The organism is Sandaracinaceae bacterium (assembly GCA_016706685.1).
In the GTDB taxonomy this organism is placed as follows: Bacteria; Myxococcota_A; Polyangia; order Polyangiales; family Houyiibacteriaceae; genus JADJJE01.
In genome coordinates, this window is sequence record JADJJE010000035.1 from 1 (window position 1) to 18,288 (window position 18,288).

Genomic DNA, 18,288 nt, shown 5'->3' on the forward strand with positions numbered 1-18,288 from the left:
CACGGTGGCCACGTTGCTCCAGTGTCCAGACGCGCCGGGAAAGCGCACCAGGTCGAATGCGGTGGTCTCCGCCGTGGCGACGATCATGGTGCCGGTCTCGGTCTGCAGCGTTTGGGTGGCGGCGCCGTCGAAGCGGTGGCTGACGTGGAACTCGACGCGGACGCGCCCCACCTCGATGGCGCGCTCGGTGCCATCCACCATCACCTGGAAGGCCATGGGCTGTTGGTGCCCGGCGCCATGGAGGGCGGCCGCGCTCAGCAGGGCCACGTAGTAGCGCCGGCCCTGGTGCCGCATGAGGTCATCGATGAACCACGTGGCTGGCGGAGAGCCCGCAGAGCGATACTCGCGCGGCACCACCACGAAGAAGTCCCGACGCGGGCTGACGATGGACCCCCGTCGCTTGAGCCGGTGGAGGGTCATCTTGATGGCCGCGTCGGAGGCGTTGGTCACGGCACCAGCATCGGCTCGCGTGAAGAAGTATTTCCCCTCTTCTGGGCGCGCCTCGATCCAATCGTGCAGGGTCCTGGGGCCGGTCATTGCTGAACCTCACGCACAAAGTAACGATAGTCGTAACGTTGTGCAAACGATTCAGCAGGGCGGCGGCGGTGTCCCCGCTCCAGCGATCCCAAGTGCGCTCCCATGGGCTCGCAGGGTACAAGTGCTCATGCACGAGCTGACTGGGCCCCAGCGTTGGTTGATCTCCGTGGGTGCGCCGCTGAACAAGCGGAACGGGCGACGGCTCGATCGGCTCGGGGGTGACGGGCGGCCGACCATCTCGTGGGAGGCGTCGGCGGTGCTGCGCAACGGCTGGCAGGTGCGCACGAGCGAAGACGTGGTGCGCACGGTGTCGTGGTTGCTCGGTGGTGGTCATCGCGCCGAGTACGAGAAGGCTGGACTCGGCACCGCGCGTGAGTTCGCGGGCTGGGACGCGCAGCGCGTGGCCAATGTCGCGGGTTGGGCGTACGCGGCGTACCTCGTCGACCTCGAGACCGCCTGGGCGTGGCACCGGCAGGCCGGCGCGCTCGTGCGCGAGAGCTTCACCTCCTGGGCCGACTACGGCGCGAGCTATCTGGCTGGGCTCGCGAGCTGGTGCGAAGGCGAGCGCGAGGTGTTGGATCCGTCCGAGCAGGCGATGACGTGGCTGCTGAACGACCCGTCGAGCCCGTGGCTGACGCTGCCGTTCGACCTCGACCTCGGTGACACGCCTGCGCCCGACCTCGCGCCGATCGAGGTGCTCGTCGGCCAAGCCAATACGCCCACGATTGCCGACGCCATTCAGCTCGCCGGTCCGGATGGTCGCGTGCTCGTGCCGGCAGGCACGTACCGCGAGGTCATCGCGCCCACGCACGGCATCGAGATCGTGGCGCAGGGTGAGGTGACCGTCGAGAGCGCCCACGTGCCCTGCGTGCGCATCGAGAAGATGGTCGGCGCGCGCCTGCAAGGGATCACGCTGCGCTCGCAGCTCACGGCGGACGGCAAGTCGCTCAACGCGGTGCACGTGAACCGTGGCTATGTGCGCATGGAAGCATGCGACGTCGCCGCGTCGCACGACGGCGTGCGGGTGGTGACGTGGGGCTCGGCGCACGTGGTCGACTCCACGTTCCACGACTGCGGGTCGAACGGCCTCAACCTGGTCAGCGGGCAGCTCATCGCCGAGCGCTGCACGGTGCAGCGCAGCGCCCAGAACGGCATCGAGCTGCAGGGCGAGGCCGGCGCGCTCGTGGACGAGTGCTCCATCGAAGACAGCGGCGCCGCGTCCGTGCTCGCCCATGGGAAGGTGCGGGCGACCTTGCGACGCAGCACCTTCACGCGAAACGCAGGCTCGGCGAGCGTGGTGGGCATCGGTTCTTCCGATCTCGTCATCGATGAAGTGAGCATCGCGGGCAGCCAGTCGGGTGGCATCTTCTTCCAAGAGACGGCCAGCGCTGCCATCTCGCGCACGCGCATCACCGGCTGCAAGCTCGCGGCGCTCGACGTGGCCACGACCGAGCCCATCCAGGCCGACGAGATCACGGCTACGGGCAACGCGAGCGCGGGCGTCCTCGTGCGCAACCGCGCGAAGCTCCTCTTGAGGGGCTCGCAGCTGGAGGACAGCGCCGAGGGGCATGTGTGGGTCCTCGACACCGGCATCCTGGCCATGGCGGACTGTCGCCTCGCGCGCGGCGCGCTCGGGCTGTGGGTGCAAGAAGGCGGTGCGGCGGTGGTGCACGCATCCCGCTTCGAGCATCACACCGGCATTGCCGTCGACGTGCAGCCGCGCTCGAACGTCGAGCTCTCCTTCGTGCACATCGAACACGCGGGCGGCGACGGCGCGTTGGTGGGGGAGGGCGCGAGCCTGCGGATGAGCGCATCCACCGTGAATGGCGCCGGTGGCGCGGGCGTGCGCGTCGACACGACCGGCAGCGCGGTGCTCGAGAGCGTGACGCTGACCGGCTGCGCTGGCGGCGAAGTGGTCGGCGACGCGACGCGCACGGAGAGCGAGCTGTCCACCGAGGACCAAGCCGCAGAAGCGGCGCGAGCATTCACACGCGCCGTGCGCGGTCGCCTCATCGGGTGACCTCCTCAGCCTGCTTGGGTGATCGTGAACCTCTCGGCCGACTTCGGGGCCGGATAGCGTCGTGTCACTGACTGATGCGCCGCGCGATACCGTCGAAGTAGGTTCCCCGGCCGTCGGGCGTGCCGAGATCACGCAGTACGACGGCCGCCCGCTGGTCGTGGGCCACCACGTCGGCTTCTAGACGCAACCAGCAGGTGTCGGCGAGGCCGCGCCCGTCGGCTTCGAGCCGCGCGACGAGCTGGCCCCCGATCTGGTCCCCGTGCCACAGCTCCGCGCGGTTGTTGTCTTGCGCGGTACCGGGCCGCGGGGAAAACGCAGCGCTCACCACGACAGTGGAACCCGAGATCATTCCCGTGGCGTCGTAGAAGTCACCCATGTGTTCTTCCGCGATTGGACCGGGTGGTACCGGAGGCCAGGCCCTGATCCAGACCGGCGCGTTGCCATCGAGCTCCACGAGCTGATTGCCCTCCCACGGCGAGCCCGCGACTCGGTGCTGCACTTCGATCGAGATCGGTGCCTCCCACGCGCGCAGCCGCGACTGTTGCTGGGACCGACAGAGGGCCCGCTGCAGGCCCGACATCCCGTTGCAGTCCTGTCTGGGTGCCGGTGCCACGTTCGTGAGGTCGACGTTCCAGCCCGGGATGGTCCGGGGCGTGAGGCGGTATGTGCGGGCAGGAATCTCGGGCAGCTCGAAACCGCCGTTGGTCAGCCCCGGGATCTGCCTTCCCCAGAGGATCACGTCCCGTGTGGGTTGTCGGGTCGAGGTCTGCAGCGACACGGCGTCCAGCAGCATGCCCTGTCCCTGCGGCGTCCACCGCTCGCGGAACTCGAGGACGCCCTCGGTGTTGCGTGCTTTCACGGGCAGAACCACTTTGAACCAGCGAGGCGCGGTCAGGTTCCTGCCGTCGACGGAGAGCGTCGCCACCCGGCGGCCGTCGAACCAGATCTCCATGGTGTTGCGCTCAGCGGGCGTTCCTGGGACGGGTGAGACCGAGAGCGTCAGGTCGTACATCACGTTGGCCATCGTGGTCACCCGCGTCGTGAGTACGTCGGGCAGTGGCGTGACCGTCGACGCTGCGCTCGCGCTCGGATCATCGAGCTGGATGTAGCGCGTGCCGTCCGGGGCTCCCGCGGCCACGTTGATCACGTTGATCGTCGCGCCGCTGCGCAGGGTCCATCCCGGGAGCGAGCGCACTGGTCCCTCGTTCGCTCCGGCCATCTCGAAGCTGCCGTTGGTGAGGACCTCCGTCGGTCCAGCGGCCAGCGCGGCACGCTGCTCCGCGAGCCGCTGCGCGGCGAGGCGTCGCTGCTCCTCTTGTTCGCGCACGTAGCGATCGAACTCTGGGGTTCCGGGACGAGTGTTCTCTATTGTCGGACGTTCGACAGTCGGTTCGACGACCACCGTCGGCGGTGTGTCCGTCGCAGCGGGGAAGGGTGCCAGCTGACTTCGCTGCCGGTCGAGTGAGCCGGCCATCACGTGCGAGACCCACGGCATCTGCCGGTGCACGCTGACCACGGACCCCAACGTCGCGGCCGATCGCCCCGGTCGAGTGGCGATCTCTCCCAAGAGCCCCACGAGCGTGCGATCGGCCATCACCACGGGTGCGGCCAGGTCGAGGTCGCTGAGTCCGATCAAGGAGTCGAGTCCGTCGAGAAGATAGCCGTCCGCGCCGAGCGCCTGCGCGGGCAACGTCGCCCGAGCGAAGGTCTGTGCCCTCGTGCGACCGAGGAAATCCAGAGGTACCCTCGGCGTTCGTTCCTGCAGTCTGGCGAGCGTGGGCTCGGGGGCGAACGTCCGGAGTGCCCCTGTCGGCAGAGGAGATTCTGTGCGCAGCAACGTGAAGGCGACCCCACCGCTGTGGGTCACCGTTCGCTCGCCCAGCACCATGAGGGCGACGGGCACGCTGGTCGCGCCCGTCTCGATGGTCGTGGCCGCGGCGCGCTGTGGGTCGCCGAGGCACGACCGCGCGACCCCTTCGATGTAGACCTGATCGAGCGTGAGCACCCAGTCGGGGGACAATGCCAGCCCGATGCAGCCACTGGGTAACGCGCCGCCGCGAACCACCACCAGGCCCTCCGCTGCCGCGTCCGTGACCCCGGAGGCAGGAAGGCGGCCGGTGAACGCGTGCGTCTTGCCAGGCGAGAGTGCGACACCCAGCACGAGCGCCGTGATCCAACGTATGTGCTGCTTCATGAGGATCCCCCGAGATGGAGCGAGGAGGACCGTGCTGGTCGCTCACCAGCACGGTCAGCTCGAGTGAGAGTGCCATAGGTCGTAGACGACCCTCCAGCACGTGATGAGTTGGCGTCCGACGTGGACCGTCAGGCCGTATTCATCTACTCCACCCGCCGCTTGGCACCGCGTACGACGTGCAACGGAGCAGCCCCATGGCGATGCGCTTCATCGTGATAGGGTCAACGTCCACGAGCGTGCCGCGACACATTCACATCATGGGCACCAGTGGCTCGGGAATCCAGCGCTGTGGCGGCCGACCCTCGCTGGAAAGGGGTGCGCTCGCCCTGCTCACCATGGCGAGCTTGCTAGGGTGTGGAGCGTCGGCGCCGACCGCAGCCACGGGACCCGTCGAGCAGTCGTCCACTGAGCCAGCCGCGTCGGACACCGTCTGCCCACTGCCGCAGATGGACGAGCGCCGCTTCGCCCTCCACGGGGGGCCCACCGGGTGCGACTCCGACGAGGTGGAGTGCAACCGGGAGTGCATGCGGGGGGACGCGCGCCACTGCCACGTGCTGGGGTTGGGACACCGGCTGCGCCCGATCAACCATGAGCTGGGCACCGAGCTGCTGCTGCGCGGCTGCCAGCTGGGGCTGCCGGAGAGCTGCGTCGAGTGGGTGCTGGCGGTGGGGCGCGCCTCCGACGTGGACCAGTGCCAGCGGCCCGTGATGGAGTGCGTGCGCGCTGGACGTGGCTCGCGGGTGCGCCGTTGCAGGGGCCTACGCCACAGATGCCGGAGAACACGACGAGGCGCGTGATTTCGCCCTTCGTGCGTGCGCCCTGGGTGACTACGACACCTGCGCTCGGCTCGCAGAGACGACCGACGCGACCACTCCCGACGGCATCGAGACCCTGCGCCGCTTGCTGTTCGCGGCGTGCTTTCGCGGGGAGCACCTTCGCTCGTGCGTGCGGCTGGCGGAGGCGCTCGAGGACGGCCCCTTCGCCACGGACACGGCCAACGAGGCGGGAGTGGCCTGGGAGCAGGCTTGCCGGTTGGACCGGCGCTACTGCTCGCGCGTGCCGCCTCCGCGCCCACCACCCGTGGGCACCGACGCGGGCTCTGCCTCGCTGTACGCGGAGCCGAGCGCTCCCGCCGGCGCCACCGCGCCCACCACCGGCGAGCGCGGTGGGTCCCTCAGCGCGGATGTGATCCGGACCGTTGTTCGTGCCAACCGGCGCCACGTGCAGGCCTGCTACGAGACCGCACTCGCACGCTGGTCCGCCCTGCGCGGCACCGTGACGGTGCGCTTCATCATCCAACCCGACGGCACGGTCTCGACGGCCACCGTGGTCAGCGACACCGTCGGCGATGCGGGACTCCGCGCGTGCATCACCGCGTCGATCGTGACCTGGCGGTTCCCCGCTCCTGACGGCGGCGGGCTGGTGAGCGTCACGTACCCCTTCACGCTCGAGTCCACGTGACTGGTTGGCCAGCGAATGCGCCGCCAGGCACGCGGTAGGTGAGGATGGGCCCGGCGGCCGCGGGCGCCCCACCTGCGCAGACGAGCCCTCGCGCCCAGTCCAGGTCCGTTGTATGCGTCTCACCAACGACGTGATGTTGAACCTTCACGGGTGGAGCAGCCGCAGGAACTCGCGGACCGCAGCGAAAGCTTCCGCGCGTCGTTCAGCGTCGTTCGCATCCCCGAGGAACTCTGCGTATCGCCGCGGGCCGACGTGCTCGACGGACGCGAACTCGGCGTCGAGGATCGTGAGCGCCTCCACTGCCTCCGTTGCTGACGCGATGGTCGCAAAGCGTCGAACGACTTCGGTGATCGGCTCGTCGCCGAAGCTGCGGAGGACGTACACGAGGTCGTAGGCGTCCTTGTTCTCGCCCCGTTGCTTCAGGGCGTGGGCCTTCAGCACCACGAACGCGGCAGGGCCGGCGACGTTGACCTGACGCCTCGCCCGCTCGCGGTTCGGCGTCGTGTCGTCGATGACTACGCGCACCACGTCTTGGAACGCGAGGGGCAGGGCCGGGGTGATGATGGCGGCGAAGTCGGCCTGCAGGTTCTGCAGCTTCCCCGGCTTCTGTGAAGCCCCTGCCGGTGGGATGAGGAAGTCGATCGTGATGGCCTCCTCCCGCAGCTTCCAGGTCTGCCGAGTCGGCGTGCCGTCCTCGTTCATGGCTTGCGTGAAACCTCTGGCGCGCAGGCGGTCAGCGATTTGCTTGTACCGCTCTTCGTCGAGCACTGCGAGCGCGAGCCCGAGGTCGAGGTCGCGGGTGCCGACGTGGCCCTCCACTCCATGCATCTGGTCGACGATCAGATACGGCACGAGGCCACCGACCACCACGATGTCGTCGAGGAGGTCGCCCAGGATCGTGGCGACGTAGAGGCACATCTGTCGGGCTGCGATGGCCATCTCGGGTGGGTAGCCCGCGGCGGTGGTGGGCTTGTTCGCCATCATGCCCGCCACTGAAGCAGCTCGGCGCGCAGGTGGGACGCAGCCTCTCTGGCGCGCTCCGGCTGACTGAGGAGGTCGAGGTAGACCTGCACGGGGGGCACACACCACACGCCTTGCTGGGACTTCTTGTAGAACACGCCTTCGTCTCGCGGGACGACGAGCCATACGTTTTCGCCGCGCTCGACCGGGTGAAGACCAAGCGACTCGGTGTCGTGCGGGAGCTCATCGACGAACAACGCGGTGAGCCGGAAGTCGGCGAACCGCGTCCACATGTATGCGGCCGACAGCCCCGTGGCGGCCCAGGTGGTGCTCGTGCCGGACAGCTTGGTGGCGAGGGACTGCAGCGCGGCGTGGCCCGTGCGGGCGACGGTCTGGAACTTGTGCACGCGGTGGTCAGCGAACGAGTAGCGCTGCGCCCACGCGTCCAGCAGCACCGAAGGGGCCCTGGCGCGCACGGCCCCTTCGGAGTTGGTCTCCAGCAGGTCGGCGCTCTCGAGGTGACCCACCGCGCGGCTCACGGTGGCGTCGGAGAGGGCGGTCTCCACGCACAGGTCGCGCTGCCGCCACCAGCGGTCGGCGTCTGTCAGCAGCACGCGGCTCACGCGGGCGTACTTGGGCGCGAACGGGTTCGCGGGCCTGCCGCTCTGGGCGTAGCGGTTGGCGTTCCCTTCCACGAAGACCCGCAGATTGGGCGCGCGTATGTCGGCGTTGCCCGAAAGGTCGGCCCACGAGACTTGCTTGCTGCGCGCCCACGCGCGGGCCTGGGGCCCCATGTACGGCACCACCAGGAGCGGCACCTGTCCAGCGACGCGCGGGAGTTGGAGCAGCTGGGCCGCCGCCCGCTCGAGCCCGGCGATGCTGTCCGACCCCTTCACCTCGACCATGAAAACGCGACGGCTGGTGGTGGCTGCGACAGCGAACTCGACGTTGTCATGCACGCCGGCGGACACCACCCGCACCACGGGCTCTCCCAGCCAGTCCGAGAGCAGGGCGGGCAGGCGAGCGGCCGCTTCTCGCTCCCACTTGCTGCCTTTGCTCGCGGCGATGGCTGAGGCTTCGCTCATCCTGCGTTTATAGCATGACCTGCGTTGCAAGGCAGGTGGGTTTATTTGCGCAGGAACCGGCGCTGCACTGTCGAGGCTCGTCGCTCGAGCCGGCCTCATCTTGATGGCCGCGTCGGAGGCGTTGGTCACGGCCCAAGCATCGGCTCTCGTGAAGAAGTATTTCCCCACTTCCGGGCGCGCCTCGATCCGATCGTGGAGGGCGCTGGGCTGGGCACGGCGTTCGCGGGGCTACACTCGCCCCATGCGCGCACCTGCTGCCGGCTCCATCTTCGCCCTCGCGCTCGTCGGGGCTCTCGCGGTTCCCGTCACGCACGCGCAGACCACGCCCGCCCAGCCGCTGCCGATGCTCGAGCCAGACCAGGTCCACCTCGGCGGGAGCAGCTGCACGGCGAGCGTGCCGCGTGAGCTCGGTCGGTCGTCGGTGCGGAACCTCCGCTTGCGTGTCGCGTCGCAGCCCGGCCCGAGGCCCAGCACGCTCGCGGTGTGGTCGAGCGGTGAGCACACCGTCGCGAGCCGCCGGATCGACCGCGAGCTCGGCGCGCTGAACACCGTGGCGCTCGATCAGGGCCTCAACGTCCAGGTGCTCGCGCCCGTGAACGGAGGGCGCTTCCTGGTGCTCAGTGTGGGCGCGCTCTGCAGCGGGGACTGGACCCGCGGGTACTCGTGCGTTCGTGCGATTGGGCTCGACGCTGACGGGATGCCGACCGGGGCGGCCCACGCGCCCGAGCCATCCACACAGCAGTTCGATGTGGTGAGCTCCGCGACGCTTCGCGGGGTGGACGGCGCGCCGTCCGGGGTGGCGGTCGCGACCGTGTCGCGGTGGGGGGGCGCGAGCATCGATCTGTTCCGCCTCGACCCGGGGGGGCGCGTGATGGTGGAGGAGCACCCGATTCGAACCCAAGGCCCGAGCGACTATCCGATCGAGCTGCTGACGGCAGACGGAGAGCAGGTCGTGGCGCTCGGTTCCCAGGACGGGCCGGCGACCGACGAGGAAGGCGTGGCGCTCCGCCGTTCGTTCGTGCTCGCGCTCGGGCAGCGTCGTCACGTGATCACTCGAACGGCGCCCGCGAGCGCCCGCCTGAGCTGGGCGCGTGCCCGCGGAACCGACCTCGACTTGTTCTACACGATGACCCGAGGCGACGTGCGTTGGCTGCGGGTGTCGGGCCGCGACGGCAGCTTCCTCGACGGCACGCCGACCACCCTCGCTCCCACCGCGGAGCTGCCGGCGACGCCAGTGTTCCCGGCGCTGGCGGTGACGCGCGGATCGCTCACCCTGACACGCACGGACCTCCGTGGCGCTGCCGTTGGGCAGCCGCTGGTGATGGCACGCGCGGCTGGCCGTGCCATCACGAGCTGGTCGTGGGACGGGACGGCGCTGCGTGCCGTCTGGGGAGTGCGGGTCGGCCTGGAGAGTGGGTGATCTCCGAGTCGAGCGTGACGTGCTCAGCGGCTCCCTGAGCCGTGATCGGGGCCACCCAGCTAGGGTCACTTGCGCTTGCGCAGCAGCGCGGCCACCTCGACGATGCCTTGCGCCTCTCGCTCGCCCCAGGCCGCGCGGTCGACGGGGAGCTTGGTCCATGCTTCGCACAGCGCCATCCAGCGCGGGTCGGCCGCGAACCAGCCGCGGGTGGCTCCCCAGTGCGCGCGGCCGTCGTCGTGGATGTCGCGCATCAGCACGTGCAGCGAGTCGTAGACGAAGCCTGCTGCGCGCGGCGACGGCGGGGTGAAGCGAGGGGACAGCACCGCGTGGGCCTCCCCGGGTCCCGGGTGAGACAGCCTGGAGCGCGAGCACGCGCTCGTTGCCGGTGGCTTCGTCGAGGCGCGCGGCCAGCGCCTCGAGACCACGGGCTTCGCTGCGCGCGAGGGAGCGCGAGGCCCGCGCGCTGGCGGACTTCGTGCTGGGGCGCCTCCGCCATGCGCGAAGCAGCAGGTCGTGGCCGTGCGAGACCTCTGCCAGCAGCGACAGCAGGTCCTCCACCAGCATGCGCGGACGAGGCTCGAGTGGCTCCGTGAGGGCACCCGAGCGCTCGATGGCTGCGATCGCGGCGCTCGCGAGGGAGACGTCACCGCGGAGCTGTGCCCACGCCGTGCGAACCTCGGGACCGCTCCCGTGCGCCGCGGCGAGGCGGGCGAGGCCAGCGTCGGAGGCGTCCAGGAGGAGGGCGTGCAGCGTGGTCAGGGGCATGGAACTCCTTGTAGCAATGTACCCTCGTGTTCTGAGCGAGCGCACGCGGAAGCATGGTGGCTGCCAGGATGACGCCATGACTTGCGGTCAGGCAGCATCACACACTAGGTTGGCCACATGACCACCACGTTCAAGCTCTACTACACCCCCCACCAGCTGCGGCGCAGCCAACTACCTCGCGGCGACCATCGGCGGCCTCGAGTTCGACTCGGAGAGGTGGTGGACCTCGCGAAGCACCAGACCAAGTCCGGAAAGGACTTCGACGCGATCAACCCGAAGGGCAACGTCCCCGCCATCGTGTTCGCGGATGGGTCGATGCTCAACGAGAACGTGGCCACGCTCACCTTCCTCGCCGACCAGGGCAACGCTGGCCTCGCCCCGCAGGAGGGCACCACCGAGCGCTACGCGTACCTCAACGACCTCGGCTTCGTGACCAGCGAGCTGCACCCCGCGTACGGCGCGCTGTTCAACCCGAAGCTCAGCACCGAAGCGCGCGAGGCGGCCATGGCCAACGTGCGGCAGCGCGTGGACGTTCGTGGGCATGATCGATGGCGGGAAGAAGCCATTCCTCAACGGCAAGTCGCTGAGCGCCGCAGACCTCTACGCGTTCATCGTGCTCGGGTGGAGCGGCTTCCTGAAGGTCACGCTGCCCTCCGCAGCGCAGGGCTATGCGGATGCCCTCCAAGGCCGACCCGCGCATAGAGAGCGCGCAGGCGGCGATGACCGCGCAGTGAGTCTGAGAGCTCAGCCCCTTGGCCTTCTTGGCCGCTCTCAGGTGGGCGCTGATCTCCTTGGCGTAGGCCGGCGAGACACGCTTGGTCCGATGAGCCTGCGCCACAGCGGCTCGTCGAGGAACGCGGCGTGGTCGCGCACCAGCTCGTCGGAGAGCGGTCTCTTGGAGCGGACCACCATGCGCCAGTCGATGCGGTCGGCGAAGGTCGCAGCTGCGCCTCCGCTCACCTGCACGTTCGCCCCGAGGAGGCGCCACTCGATGCGGTCACCGAACGCGTCGATGACGTCTTCCTCGTGTCCGCGTCGCAGGTCACCTTCGACCACGTGAGCCGGTCGGCGTGTTCCTTCAGGAACGCCACGGAGAGGCTAGGGTGCTCGGACACGCCCAGGGGGCCACTCCAGTCGAGCGCATCTCTGTGCTTTCGGATGAAGCTCTCGGAGAGCTTGGTGGTGTTCAAGCGCTGGAACGGAATCTTGTCCGCGAATTCTTCGATGAACGTCTCGGAGAGCGCCTGCGACTGCGCCACCGCACTCCAGTCCACCCGATGGGCGTGCTCGCGCAGGAAGCCCTCGCTCAGGCGCTGCTCGTGGGACGCCCCGGCCCAGTCCACTCGGTCGGCGTGCTCGGCCAGGAAGGCCTCCGACAACACCTGGCGACGGCTGATCTCGCTCCAGCCGAGCTGCTCCGCGTGCTCGAGGATGAACGCCTCGACAGCACGCGTAGCGAGCGACCGTCTGCGAGTTCCCCTGTGTGAACGACGCGGCGTACGTCGCGGCGAAGCCCTCCGTGACGTAGATGTTGGGCTAGCGCAGGAGCTTGTCCCACTCCTTCTTGTTCTTCGGGTTGGCGTCCGGACGGGCTGAAGCCGGCAAGCGAAAGACGGTCTGACCGCCTGACGTGTCCTTCTCCAGGATCAGGGAGCGTCGGGGTCGGGCAGGCGGTCGGCCGCGTTCAGCTCGGCCACCAGCTCACCGAGGTCGGTGTCGCTCGCGTCGCTCACCACCTCAGCCACCCCTGGCCGAGCTCGATGCTGGTGCGGTCCGTGGTCGCGTGGGCGAAGAGCACGCCTCCGTCGACGCTGATCTCCCAGAGATCGTAGCGCGGCGCCGGGTCCCCCATGGCCACTACCTCGTAGCGCTGCGCTTCCGGCGGGCTCCTCCGCAGGGAACGCCGCTGCGAAGCTGGTCTTCTTCCCGAAGTAGGCCGCCAACGCGGCCAGCAGCTGGTCTCGGTGGATCGGGGCCAGCTTCTTGGCGGCCGCCGCAGTCGTGATCCTAGGCCCGCGCGCGATGAGCTGAAGCGACATGGCGAGCACCGCAGCTCGCCCGCCGTCGGCCCGTGTAGTCCGCGCGCCATGAACCTGTTCCGCTCGGTGGTAGAGCCACGCTGGCACGATCGACGGATCGCGCGTGGCTCGTCCACGGGTGCTCATGGACTGGATGGAGCACGCTCGGTCGCTAGTGCCGGCGGACGACTCGCCGCATGCACCCGCTCAACTTCGGTCTGGCGCGGTCCATCCGCCTCGACACTTTCGCGCCCATCGACACGCCCGCGCCGGTGGCCGTCGCGGTGTGGCTGTCGCACTGTGGGACGACCAGCTACGCCGCTGGACCACGAGCTCACGCGTATCGGCGATGGCGCCGTCGTCGCGCGGGCGCGCCTGGTGTTCCGTCCCGCATGGGCGCCGACCGACAGCCTGCGCCGTGGACCCCGTCCGTGGCGGGGAGAGTGCACGGCGCGCCCGTGCAGCTGACGCAGGGCAGGGAGCGCTCGGCGTGCCCCACGGGGCGCCGGCCTTCGAGCTAGCGTTTCAAGCGGTGCTGAACGACGAACCGTGGACGCCATGGGTCGCGCAGGTCAGTCGACTATTTGGACATGCGTGGCGGCTGGCCCTCCTTGGTGCGGTGCAGCCGAACCGGGGATGCACTGGCGTCAGCCACACCAGCATCGCCGTGGACTACGAGGGGCGAGGCGGCACGCCGGCGACCAGCTGGTGGCGCGAGCGTGGACCACGTCCGAGTGGGCGTCGGACGCGGCCCGCTCGGTTGGTGCGGCCGGGCGACCAGCGATGCATCGCCCGCGCGGTTCCTGTTCTGGGCGCTCAGCCGGCCACTAGCCGCACCACCAAGTACGCCAGCATCCCCAGTCCGTCCACAAGGTGAGGCCCCAGATCGGCAGGCACCACGGGTGGGAGATGCCCACGCGCTCAGCGTCGGGCGCTGATGCTGGCGCCCACGAAGAGGTCGAACGCCAGGGAAGTGGATCAGCCCACCAGCGCACGTGCGTACGGAAGAACGAGATGACGCCGCGCAGCGTGAGGGAAGCTGCCGCGTGGCGCTCGCCCTCGGCGTCGTAGCGGCCGCCCAGCGTGAGGAGGAAGAGGTACTGCACGCACAGCAACGCGAGCGCGCCACCGTCGTCCCAGGTGCGCGCGGGATCGGAGACGGGGAAGGCGAAACGACCACCGCCAGCAGGGCGATGAGGGAGGCGAGAGGCGAAAGAAGCGGTCGAGGAAGGGCATGGGTCAGTCCCGGCCTAGCCGGAGTCGGTCGCGCCAGCTCGACGGAGTCCGAGCGAACGCCTGATGCGAGCTTCGGCTTCATCCCACGGAATGAGGCGCACGGCTCCAGACTCTACCTCCGGGCGCCGGCCCGCGGCCTCGGCGGTCCATGCTGGGCCTTAGCGACGTCACTGGGACAGTCGGGCCGGCACTTGTCTGGCGACAGGGCCTGAGTGCAATCAGCAAGTGGGCTCGCGGACACGAGTCACTGCGTATTGCGCTGCTAGCGAACGGTGAGAGCATTCACCGACGGAAGGGAGGGGACGGATGCGCAACGTGCGAAGGGACTTCGACTCGCGATGAACTTGCGAGAATGTCTCTTGGTGGGGAGGCTGCGATGGCTGGCTGTTCGGGAGAAGGCGCGGCACCGACCCCGCTCATTCCCGACCCCAGCCGTCCTCCAGTGGGATGGTGAGTCGTTCAAACCACCAACGCGATAGCGAGGCTCTCCTCTGGGACTCCGACGATGATCTTTTGGTCTGCGCCGAGGGCAAGCTGCGACCCATTCGATGTGGTTATCCCGGCGGTCAGGACCCATCGGGGCCGGTCTTCTCACCGTCGGGTCTCTGGTGCGTTCAGGGACGTTTTCCGAGATCACTTCCGGGCAAGCGGGTTCCGGTAGCGTTGATCTGATCGTGGTGGCGTCGCGCACCGTGGATGGTCGCGTCAGAATCGCACCGGCTACCACGAGGGCTACGTGGTGGTGGACGCCGTAAGCAAGTCGAGATCACCTTCCAGTGGCCGCCCGTGACGGCGATGTGCGGATCAACGGGGCCATCACCGCGCCTGTCTGCCCGTAGGCTCACGTTCGCGCGACGCCGACCTCGTTGCGGCAGAGTCACACCCCCCCCCCTCGACACAGTACCCTCTCGTTGGCTTTTCGGACTGGAGTCAGAGACGCGGGCGTTCACCGAGTAATGGCCTTGGCGAGCTCGCTGGCCGCTGCCCTGTTTGTTCTCCTGGCTGCGGTGACGCGGGCCGTTCGCATGGACCTAGCGCCGACGGGGCGCGAACAGTCCTGCATGGACGCGACGGACTGCGACGACGGCATGTTCTGCAACGGCGCGAGACTTACCAGATGGGCGCGCCCGGCGCGGACGCGTTCGGCTGCTTGCCGGCGGGGATCCGCCCTGCGCGCTCGACGCCGTGTGCGAGGGGAGTCGCGCGACCGCTGCGTGGGGGACTGCGAGACCATGCCCGGACTTCGACGACGACGGCACCGACCGCGTCGCGTGCAGCGGAACCGACTGCGGCAACACGGACGCCAACCGCTTCGTGAGCAACGTGAGGTGGGCGAACTCGCGGGGCACGACGAGGACTGCGACAGCCCGCCACGCTCAGCGGGCGGGACATCGAGCGACGGCTACGTGGACGCCGCGATGCCGCAACCCGGACGGAGCGGGCGGGACAGGTGCGGCGATGACTGCGGCGACCTGTCGCCTTCGGCTCAGCCCAGGAGCGTGGGCGCGGGAGTGTGCGACGGCATGGACAACGACTACGACGGCGACCGACGGGGCGTGGCGTTCCGGGTTCGTGGACGCGGACCGCGACTACAACGGCGACGTAAGGCATCCCCATCGTGGCGTGCTTGGGATCCCCAGGTTTGCCACCACGGCGGAAGACTGCGACGACACCGACCCGCACGACCACCAACCTGCAGGTGGAGGTATCGTGACGGCGTGGACAACGACTGCGACAGGGGCACGGACGAGAACCCGCGCCCAACGCCGTGGTATCTGGACGACGACTCCGGACCAGTTTGCGGAGCCAGCTCAACCCCACCGTGGCCACCGTGCCGCCGACCGCCGCGCGTGCTGCTGCCCGCTCGACTGCGACGACAGCACCGCGCTGCCGCGGGCCGCTGGCACCCGGCTGTGCAACGCGCTCGACGACGGCTACAACAGCGCGGCCGACTTCGTAGTGAGCGCGTTCAGCACCACGGAGTCGACGACCGCGACGGCTACGCCGACAGTAGCTGGCGGGAACGACTACGACGACCGCGACCCCCACTAGCCGTCCAGGCGCCGAGAGACGCCCTGGACAGCCAAGGGATAACGACCTGCGATGGCAGCGTGGACGAGAACGTGATACCCGCGCTGTTCTTCCGCGACCTCGGTACGCGACCTCTCCACGGCGACGCGACCATGTTCGTGGTGGCCGCCAGCGTGCCCCACGGGCTACGTGGCGCGCGCCGGCGACTGCGCCGACAACGACGTCCGGCGCTTCCCCGGGAGCGTGGGCGCTGCGACGTGATCAACAACGACTGCGACCAGCGCGTGGACGAGCACGCCATCGATCCGGGCACGTTCTACCGCGACGCGGACGAAGACCTTCAGCGCCGAGGACCGCGTGTGGCGCCGCCTCGAAGCCCCGGGGGCTATGTGAGCGTGAGCTGGCGGCTGCAACGACGACGACCCGGAGACCCTCCGGGGGTCACGAAAGCTAGTACCACGCGACCACGACGGCGACACCGCCAGCAACCGCGCGGTGGCGAGACGTGGGGTGCGGGGCGCCTGCGGGCTTCGTAGCCGACGCCACCGACTGCAACGACCTCGACTTCTCGACGAACCCTGGAGCGACCCCCGCTGTACCACCCGCGCGACCGCGACTGCGACGGCACGGTGGACGCCATGGAAGTGGGCTGCAGCGCCACGACGCAGCACCGACAACTGGGGGGCTGCGACCGGGAGCCAGTGGCCACGTGCAGCACCGTCGGTATGGGCACTTCGTGCGCGTGCCCCGTAAGGGTTCATGGGCAGCGGAGTGGGCTCGATACGGCTGCCTGTCGGAGACGGAATTACCTCACCGGCAGCGCCACAGGCGGAACCCTCACGCCCGCGTTTCGCGGTGGGGCAGCGGCGCCGCGCTGGTCATGGACGCGGCAGCCACCAGCGCGGAGTTCACGCCCAGCATCAGCGCGCCAGCCGACGTCACGCTGCGCATCGCTGGGGCCACGCCCGTCAGGCGCGGCTTCGTTCGACCTCGGCACCGTGGCGCTCGGCACCCTCAGCCGCCCCGACGTGGTGTTGCTGGCCACGCACGCGGACGGCTGCGTGCGAGACCACCATCACCGGTGACGCTCTCGCGATACCTGCGCAGCACCACCGGGCGGTGGGAACAATGGGGCCAGCGTCGTGTCGGTGTCGGGTGAGCCAGCAGAACCATCGCGCTCGGCGACCGCCTGGACGGGGACAACGCCCCGGGCATCAGCAGCACCTCCACGGGTGGCCTGTACGCCGTGGGCGCGGTGTTCCTGTTCCAGCGGTCCGGGTCCACCTGGCAGCTCGGGGCCACGTTTCGCGCGTCGACCCTGGTGTCGCAGGACCGCTTCAGGGCTTTCCGGTGGCGCTCTCGCGCGATGGCAGCACCACCATGGTAGTCGGGGCGCCGGCAGCGTGACGTGGGCGCCTTCGATGCCGGCGTGGCGTTCGTGTTCCTACCCCGACAGCAACGCCTGGGTGCAGCGGGCGGTGCTGAACAACCCTGCGCCGTCTACCAGCGACTACGTGGGCACGTCGATCACCGTGTCCCGAACGGCGGAGACACCTTCGCCGTGGAGCACGGCCCCACGAGAGGACTCGAAGCCACGCCACAGGCGTGGGCGCACCCGTGGCAGACAACTCCTCGACAGACGGTGGCGTGGTCTACGTGTACACGGCGTGGCGACCCGATGTGGTCGACGGCCACGCGCATCGAGGCGCCAGTCACGGCCCGGGCGACCAGTTCGGTTCTGCGTTGCGCCTGTCAGGCGACGGCATGACGCTCGCGGTGGAGGCGCTCCGCTCGAAGACGGCAGCGCCTCCGGCGTGAACAGCGCCTTCGAGCGAGCTGCGGCCCAACAGCGGCTGCGTCTGCGTGTACGCGCAGTGGCGTGACGTGGAGCTATCACTCCTACATCAAGGCGCAGAACCCTGGCATGGGCGACTCGTTCGGAGCGAAGACGTCCGCGCTCGGTCTCGACGACCTCAGCCGCACGCTGGTGGTGGGCGTGCCCTTCGCCGGACCTGGTCGGTACGGATAGCGGCGCAGCCTCCGTCTACACACCTTCGATGGCACGGACTGGGGGTTCGAGACCACCCTCGTGGCTGGGAATGCCGACGCGGGCGATCGATTCAGCGTCAGCGCATCCGCATCTCAGGCGACGGCCAGCACATCGGCGTGACGGCCCCTGAGGACAACCGCTCGGCGGACGGCCCGTTCAGCAACACCGAGGTAGACGCGGGCGCGGCCTGCGTCTTCGACCGCATGGAATGAGAAGGCCCGCAAATTGGGGCGCTCTTCCTGAAAACTTTTACCCGTACGCGAGCTTCTTCTTCAGTACCGGTACATCTCGCTCTCGTCCGATGGTGAAGTCACATCGCCGTCACCTCGCTGAGCTGGGGATCGGGCGCGGGAGCCGCAGAACGAACAAGGACCGCAGCGACCGGAGCCGCTCGGACAGCCCGCGCAGGGGCGGCGTACGTCTTCGAGCGGTAGGCGGCCGAAGCCGAAGTCGACATAGCGGCCAGTCGAGTGCCCTGCCGGGTCGTCTATCTGGATGTTCGGCCGAGTTC

The 18,288-nt window shown here is 69.2% G+C and carries 14 protein-coding genes; 8 read left to right on the plus strand and 6 right to left on the minus strand.

Annotated elements, in window-relative coordinates; all coding sequences use genetic code 11:
* Positions 1-450, minus strand: a 450-nt coding sequence (locus tag IPI43_28115; GenBank protein ID MBK7777933.1) for a hypothetical protein, incomplete at its 3' end; no start/stop codon positions are given.
* 19 nt (positions 451-469) lie between these two features.
* On the opposite strand from IPI43_28115, the gene IPI43_28120 reads away from it, so the two are divergent.
* The gene (locus IPI43_28120) at positions 470-2,557 is read left to right on the plus strand and encodes a DUF1266 domain-containing protein (protein MBK7777934.1); all 2,088 of its coding nucleotides are present in this window, start codon (positions 470-472) and stop codon (positions 2,555-2,557) included.
* Between the two features lie 64 nt (positions 2,558-2,621).
* Here IPI43_28120 and IPI43_28125 read toward each other — a convergent pair whose 3' ends face one another.
* On the minus strand, positions 2,622-4,751 hold the full coding sequence (locus tag IPI43_28125) for a hypothetical protein (GenBank protein MBK7777935.1): 2,130 nt from the start codon (positions 4,749-4,751) through the stop codon (positions 2,622-2,624).
* Positions 4,752-5,197: 446 nt separating this feature from the next.
* On the opposite strand from IPI43_28125, the gene IPI43_28130 reads away from it, so the two are divergent.
* Together IPI43_28130 and IPI43_28135 are read left to right on the plus strand one after the other, a co-directional pair.
* Positions 5,198-5,548: a hypothetical protein gene (locus tag IPI43_28130; protein MBK7777936.1), complete on the plus strand. Its 351-nt coding sequence runs from the start codon at positions 5,198-5,200 to the stop codon at positions 5,546-5,548.
* Positions 5,481-6,212 carry an AgmX/PglI C-terminal domain-containing protein gene (locus IPI43_28135; GenBank protein MBK7777937.1) on the plus strand — a complete coding sequence of 244 codons (732 nt, stop codon included), beginning with the start codon at positions 5,481-5,483 and terminating at the stop codon, positions 6,210-6,212. Before IPI43_28130 ends, IPI43_28135 begins: the two co-directional genes overlap by 68 nt.
* A 144-nt stretch (positions 6,213-6,356) precedes the next feature.
* Here IPI43_28135 and IPI43_28140 read toward each other — a convergent pair whose 3' ends face one another.
* Positions 6,357-7,196, minus strand: coding sequence for a nucleotidyl transferase AbiEii/AbiGii toxin family protein (locus tag IPI43_28140; GenBank protein ID MBK7777938.1), 840 nt, complete (start codon positions 7,194-7,196; stop codon positions 6,357-6,359).
* Positions 7,193-8,386: a hypothetical protein gene (locus IPI43_28145; GenBank protein ID MBK7777939.1), complete on the minus strand. Its 1,194-nt coding sequence runs from the start codon at positions 8,384-8,386 to the stop codon at positions 7,193-7,195. Before IPI43_28145 ends, IPI43_28140 begins: the two co-directional genes overlap by 4 nt.
* A 112-nt stretch (positions 8,387-8,498) precedes the next feature.
* Between IPI43_28145 and IPI43_28150 the strand changes: the two genes are divergently transcribed.
* Positions 8,499-9,677, plus strand: a complete 1,179-nt coding sequence (locus tag IPI43_28150) for a hypothetical protein (GenBank protein ID MBK7777940.1) — start codon at positions 8,499-8,501, stop codon at positions 9,675-9,677.
* A gap of 65 nt (positions 9,678-9,742) precedes the next feature.
* On the opposite strand, the gene IPI43_28155 is transcribed toward IPI43_28150, so the two are convergent.
* On the minus strand, positions 9,743-10,000 hold the full coding sequence (locus IPI43_28155) for a hypothetical protein (protein MBK7777941.1): 258 nt from the start codon (positions 9,998-10,000) through the stop codon (positions 9,743-9,745).
* 559 nt (positions 10,001-10,559) lie between these two features.
* Here IPI43_28155 and IPI43_28160 point away from each other — a divergent pair.
* Positions 10,560-11,144, plus strand: coding sequence for a hypothetical protein (locus IPI43_28160; GenBank protein MBK7777942.1), 585 nt, complete (start codon positions 10,560-10,562; stop codon positions 11,142-11,144).
* Positions 11,145-11,398: 254 nt separating this feature from the next.
* Here the strand turns inward: IPI43_28160 and IPI43_28165 are convergent, their stop codons facing one another.
* A complete protein-coding gene (locus IPI43_28165) occupies positions 11,399-11,824 on the minus strand; it encodes a hypothetical protein (protein MBK7777943.1) in 426 nt (141 codons plus the stop codon).
* Positions 11,825-15,268: 3,444 nt separating this feature from the next.
* Here IPI43_28165 and IPI43_28170 point away from each other — a divergent pair.
* The 3 genes from IPI43_28170 (at position 15,269) to IPI43_28180 (ending at position 17,756) form a co-directional block, all read left to right on the plus strand.
* Entirely contained in the window at positions 15,269-15,748 is a 480-nt protein-coding gene (locus IPI43_28170; GenBank protein MBK7777944.1) for a hypothetical protein, read from the plus strand.
* A 1,596-nt stretch (positions 15,749-17,344) separates the two neighbouring features.
* A complete protein-coding gene (locus tag IPI43_28175) occupies positions 17,345-17,545 on the plus strand; it encodes a hypothetical protein (GenBank protein ID MBK7777945.1) in 201 nt (66 codons plus the stop codon).
* A 61-nt stretch (positions 17,546-17,606) separates the two neighbouring features.
* On the plus strand, positions 17,607-17,756 hold the full coding sequence (locus tag IPI43_28180) for a hypothetical protein (protein MBK7777946.1): 150 nt from the start codon (positions 17,607-17,609) through the stop codon (positions 17,754-17,756).
* Positions 17,757-18,288 lie beyond the last annotated feature (532 nt).

Coding starts and splice junctions, on each gene's coding strand:
- IPI43_28150 (MBK7777940.1), top strand. CDS start 8,499: ATGCGCGCACCTGCTGCCGGCTCCATCTTCGCCCTCGCGCTCGTCGGG.
- IPI43_28130 (MBK7777936.1), top strand. CDS start 5,198: ATGGACGAGCGCCGCTTCGCCCTCCACGGGGGGCCCACCGGGTGCGAC.
- IPI43_28140 (MBK7777938.1), bottom strand. CDS start 7,196: ATGATGGCGAACAAGCCCACCACCGCCGCGGGCTACCCACCCGAGATG.
- IPI43_28160 (MBK7777942.1), top strand. CDS start 10,560: ATGACCACCACGTTCAAGCTCTACTACACCCCCCACCAGCTGCGGCGC.
- IPI43_28125 (MBK7777935.1), bottom strand. CDS start 4,751: ATGAAGCAGCACATACGTTGGATCACGGCGCTCGTGCTGGGTGTCGCA.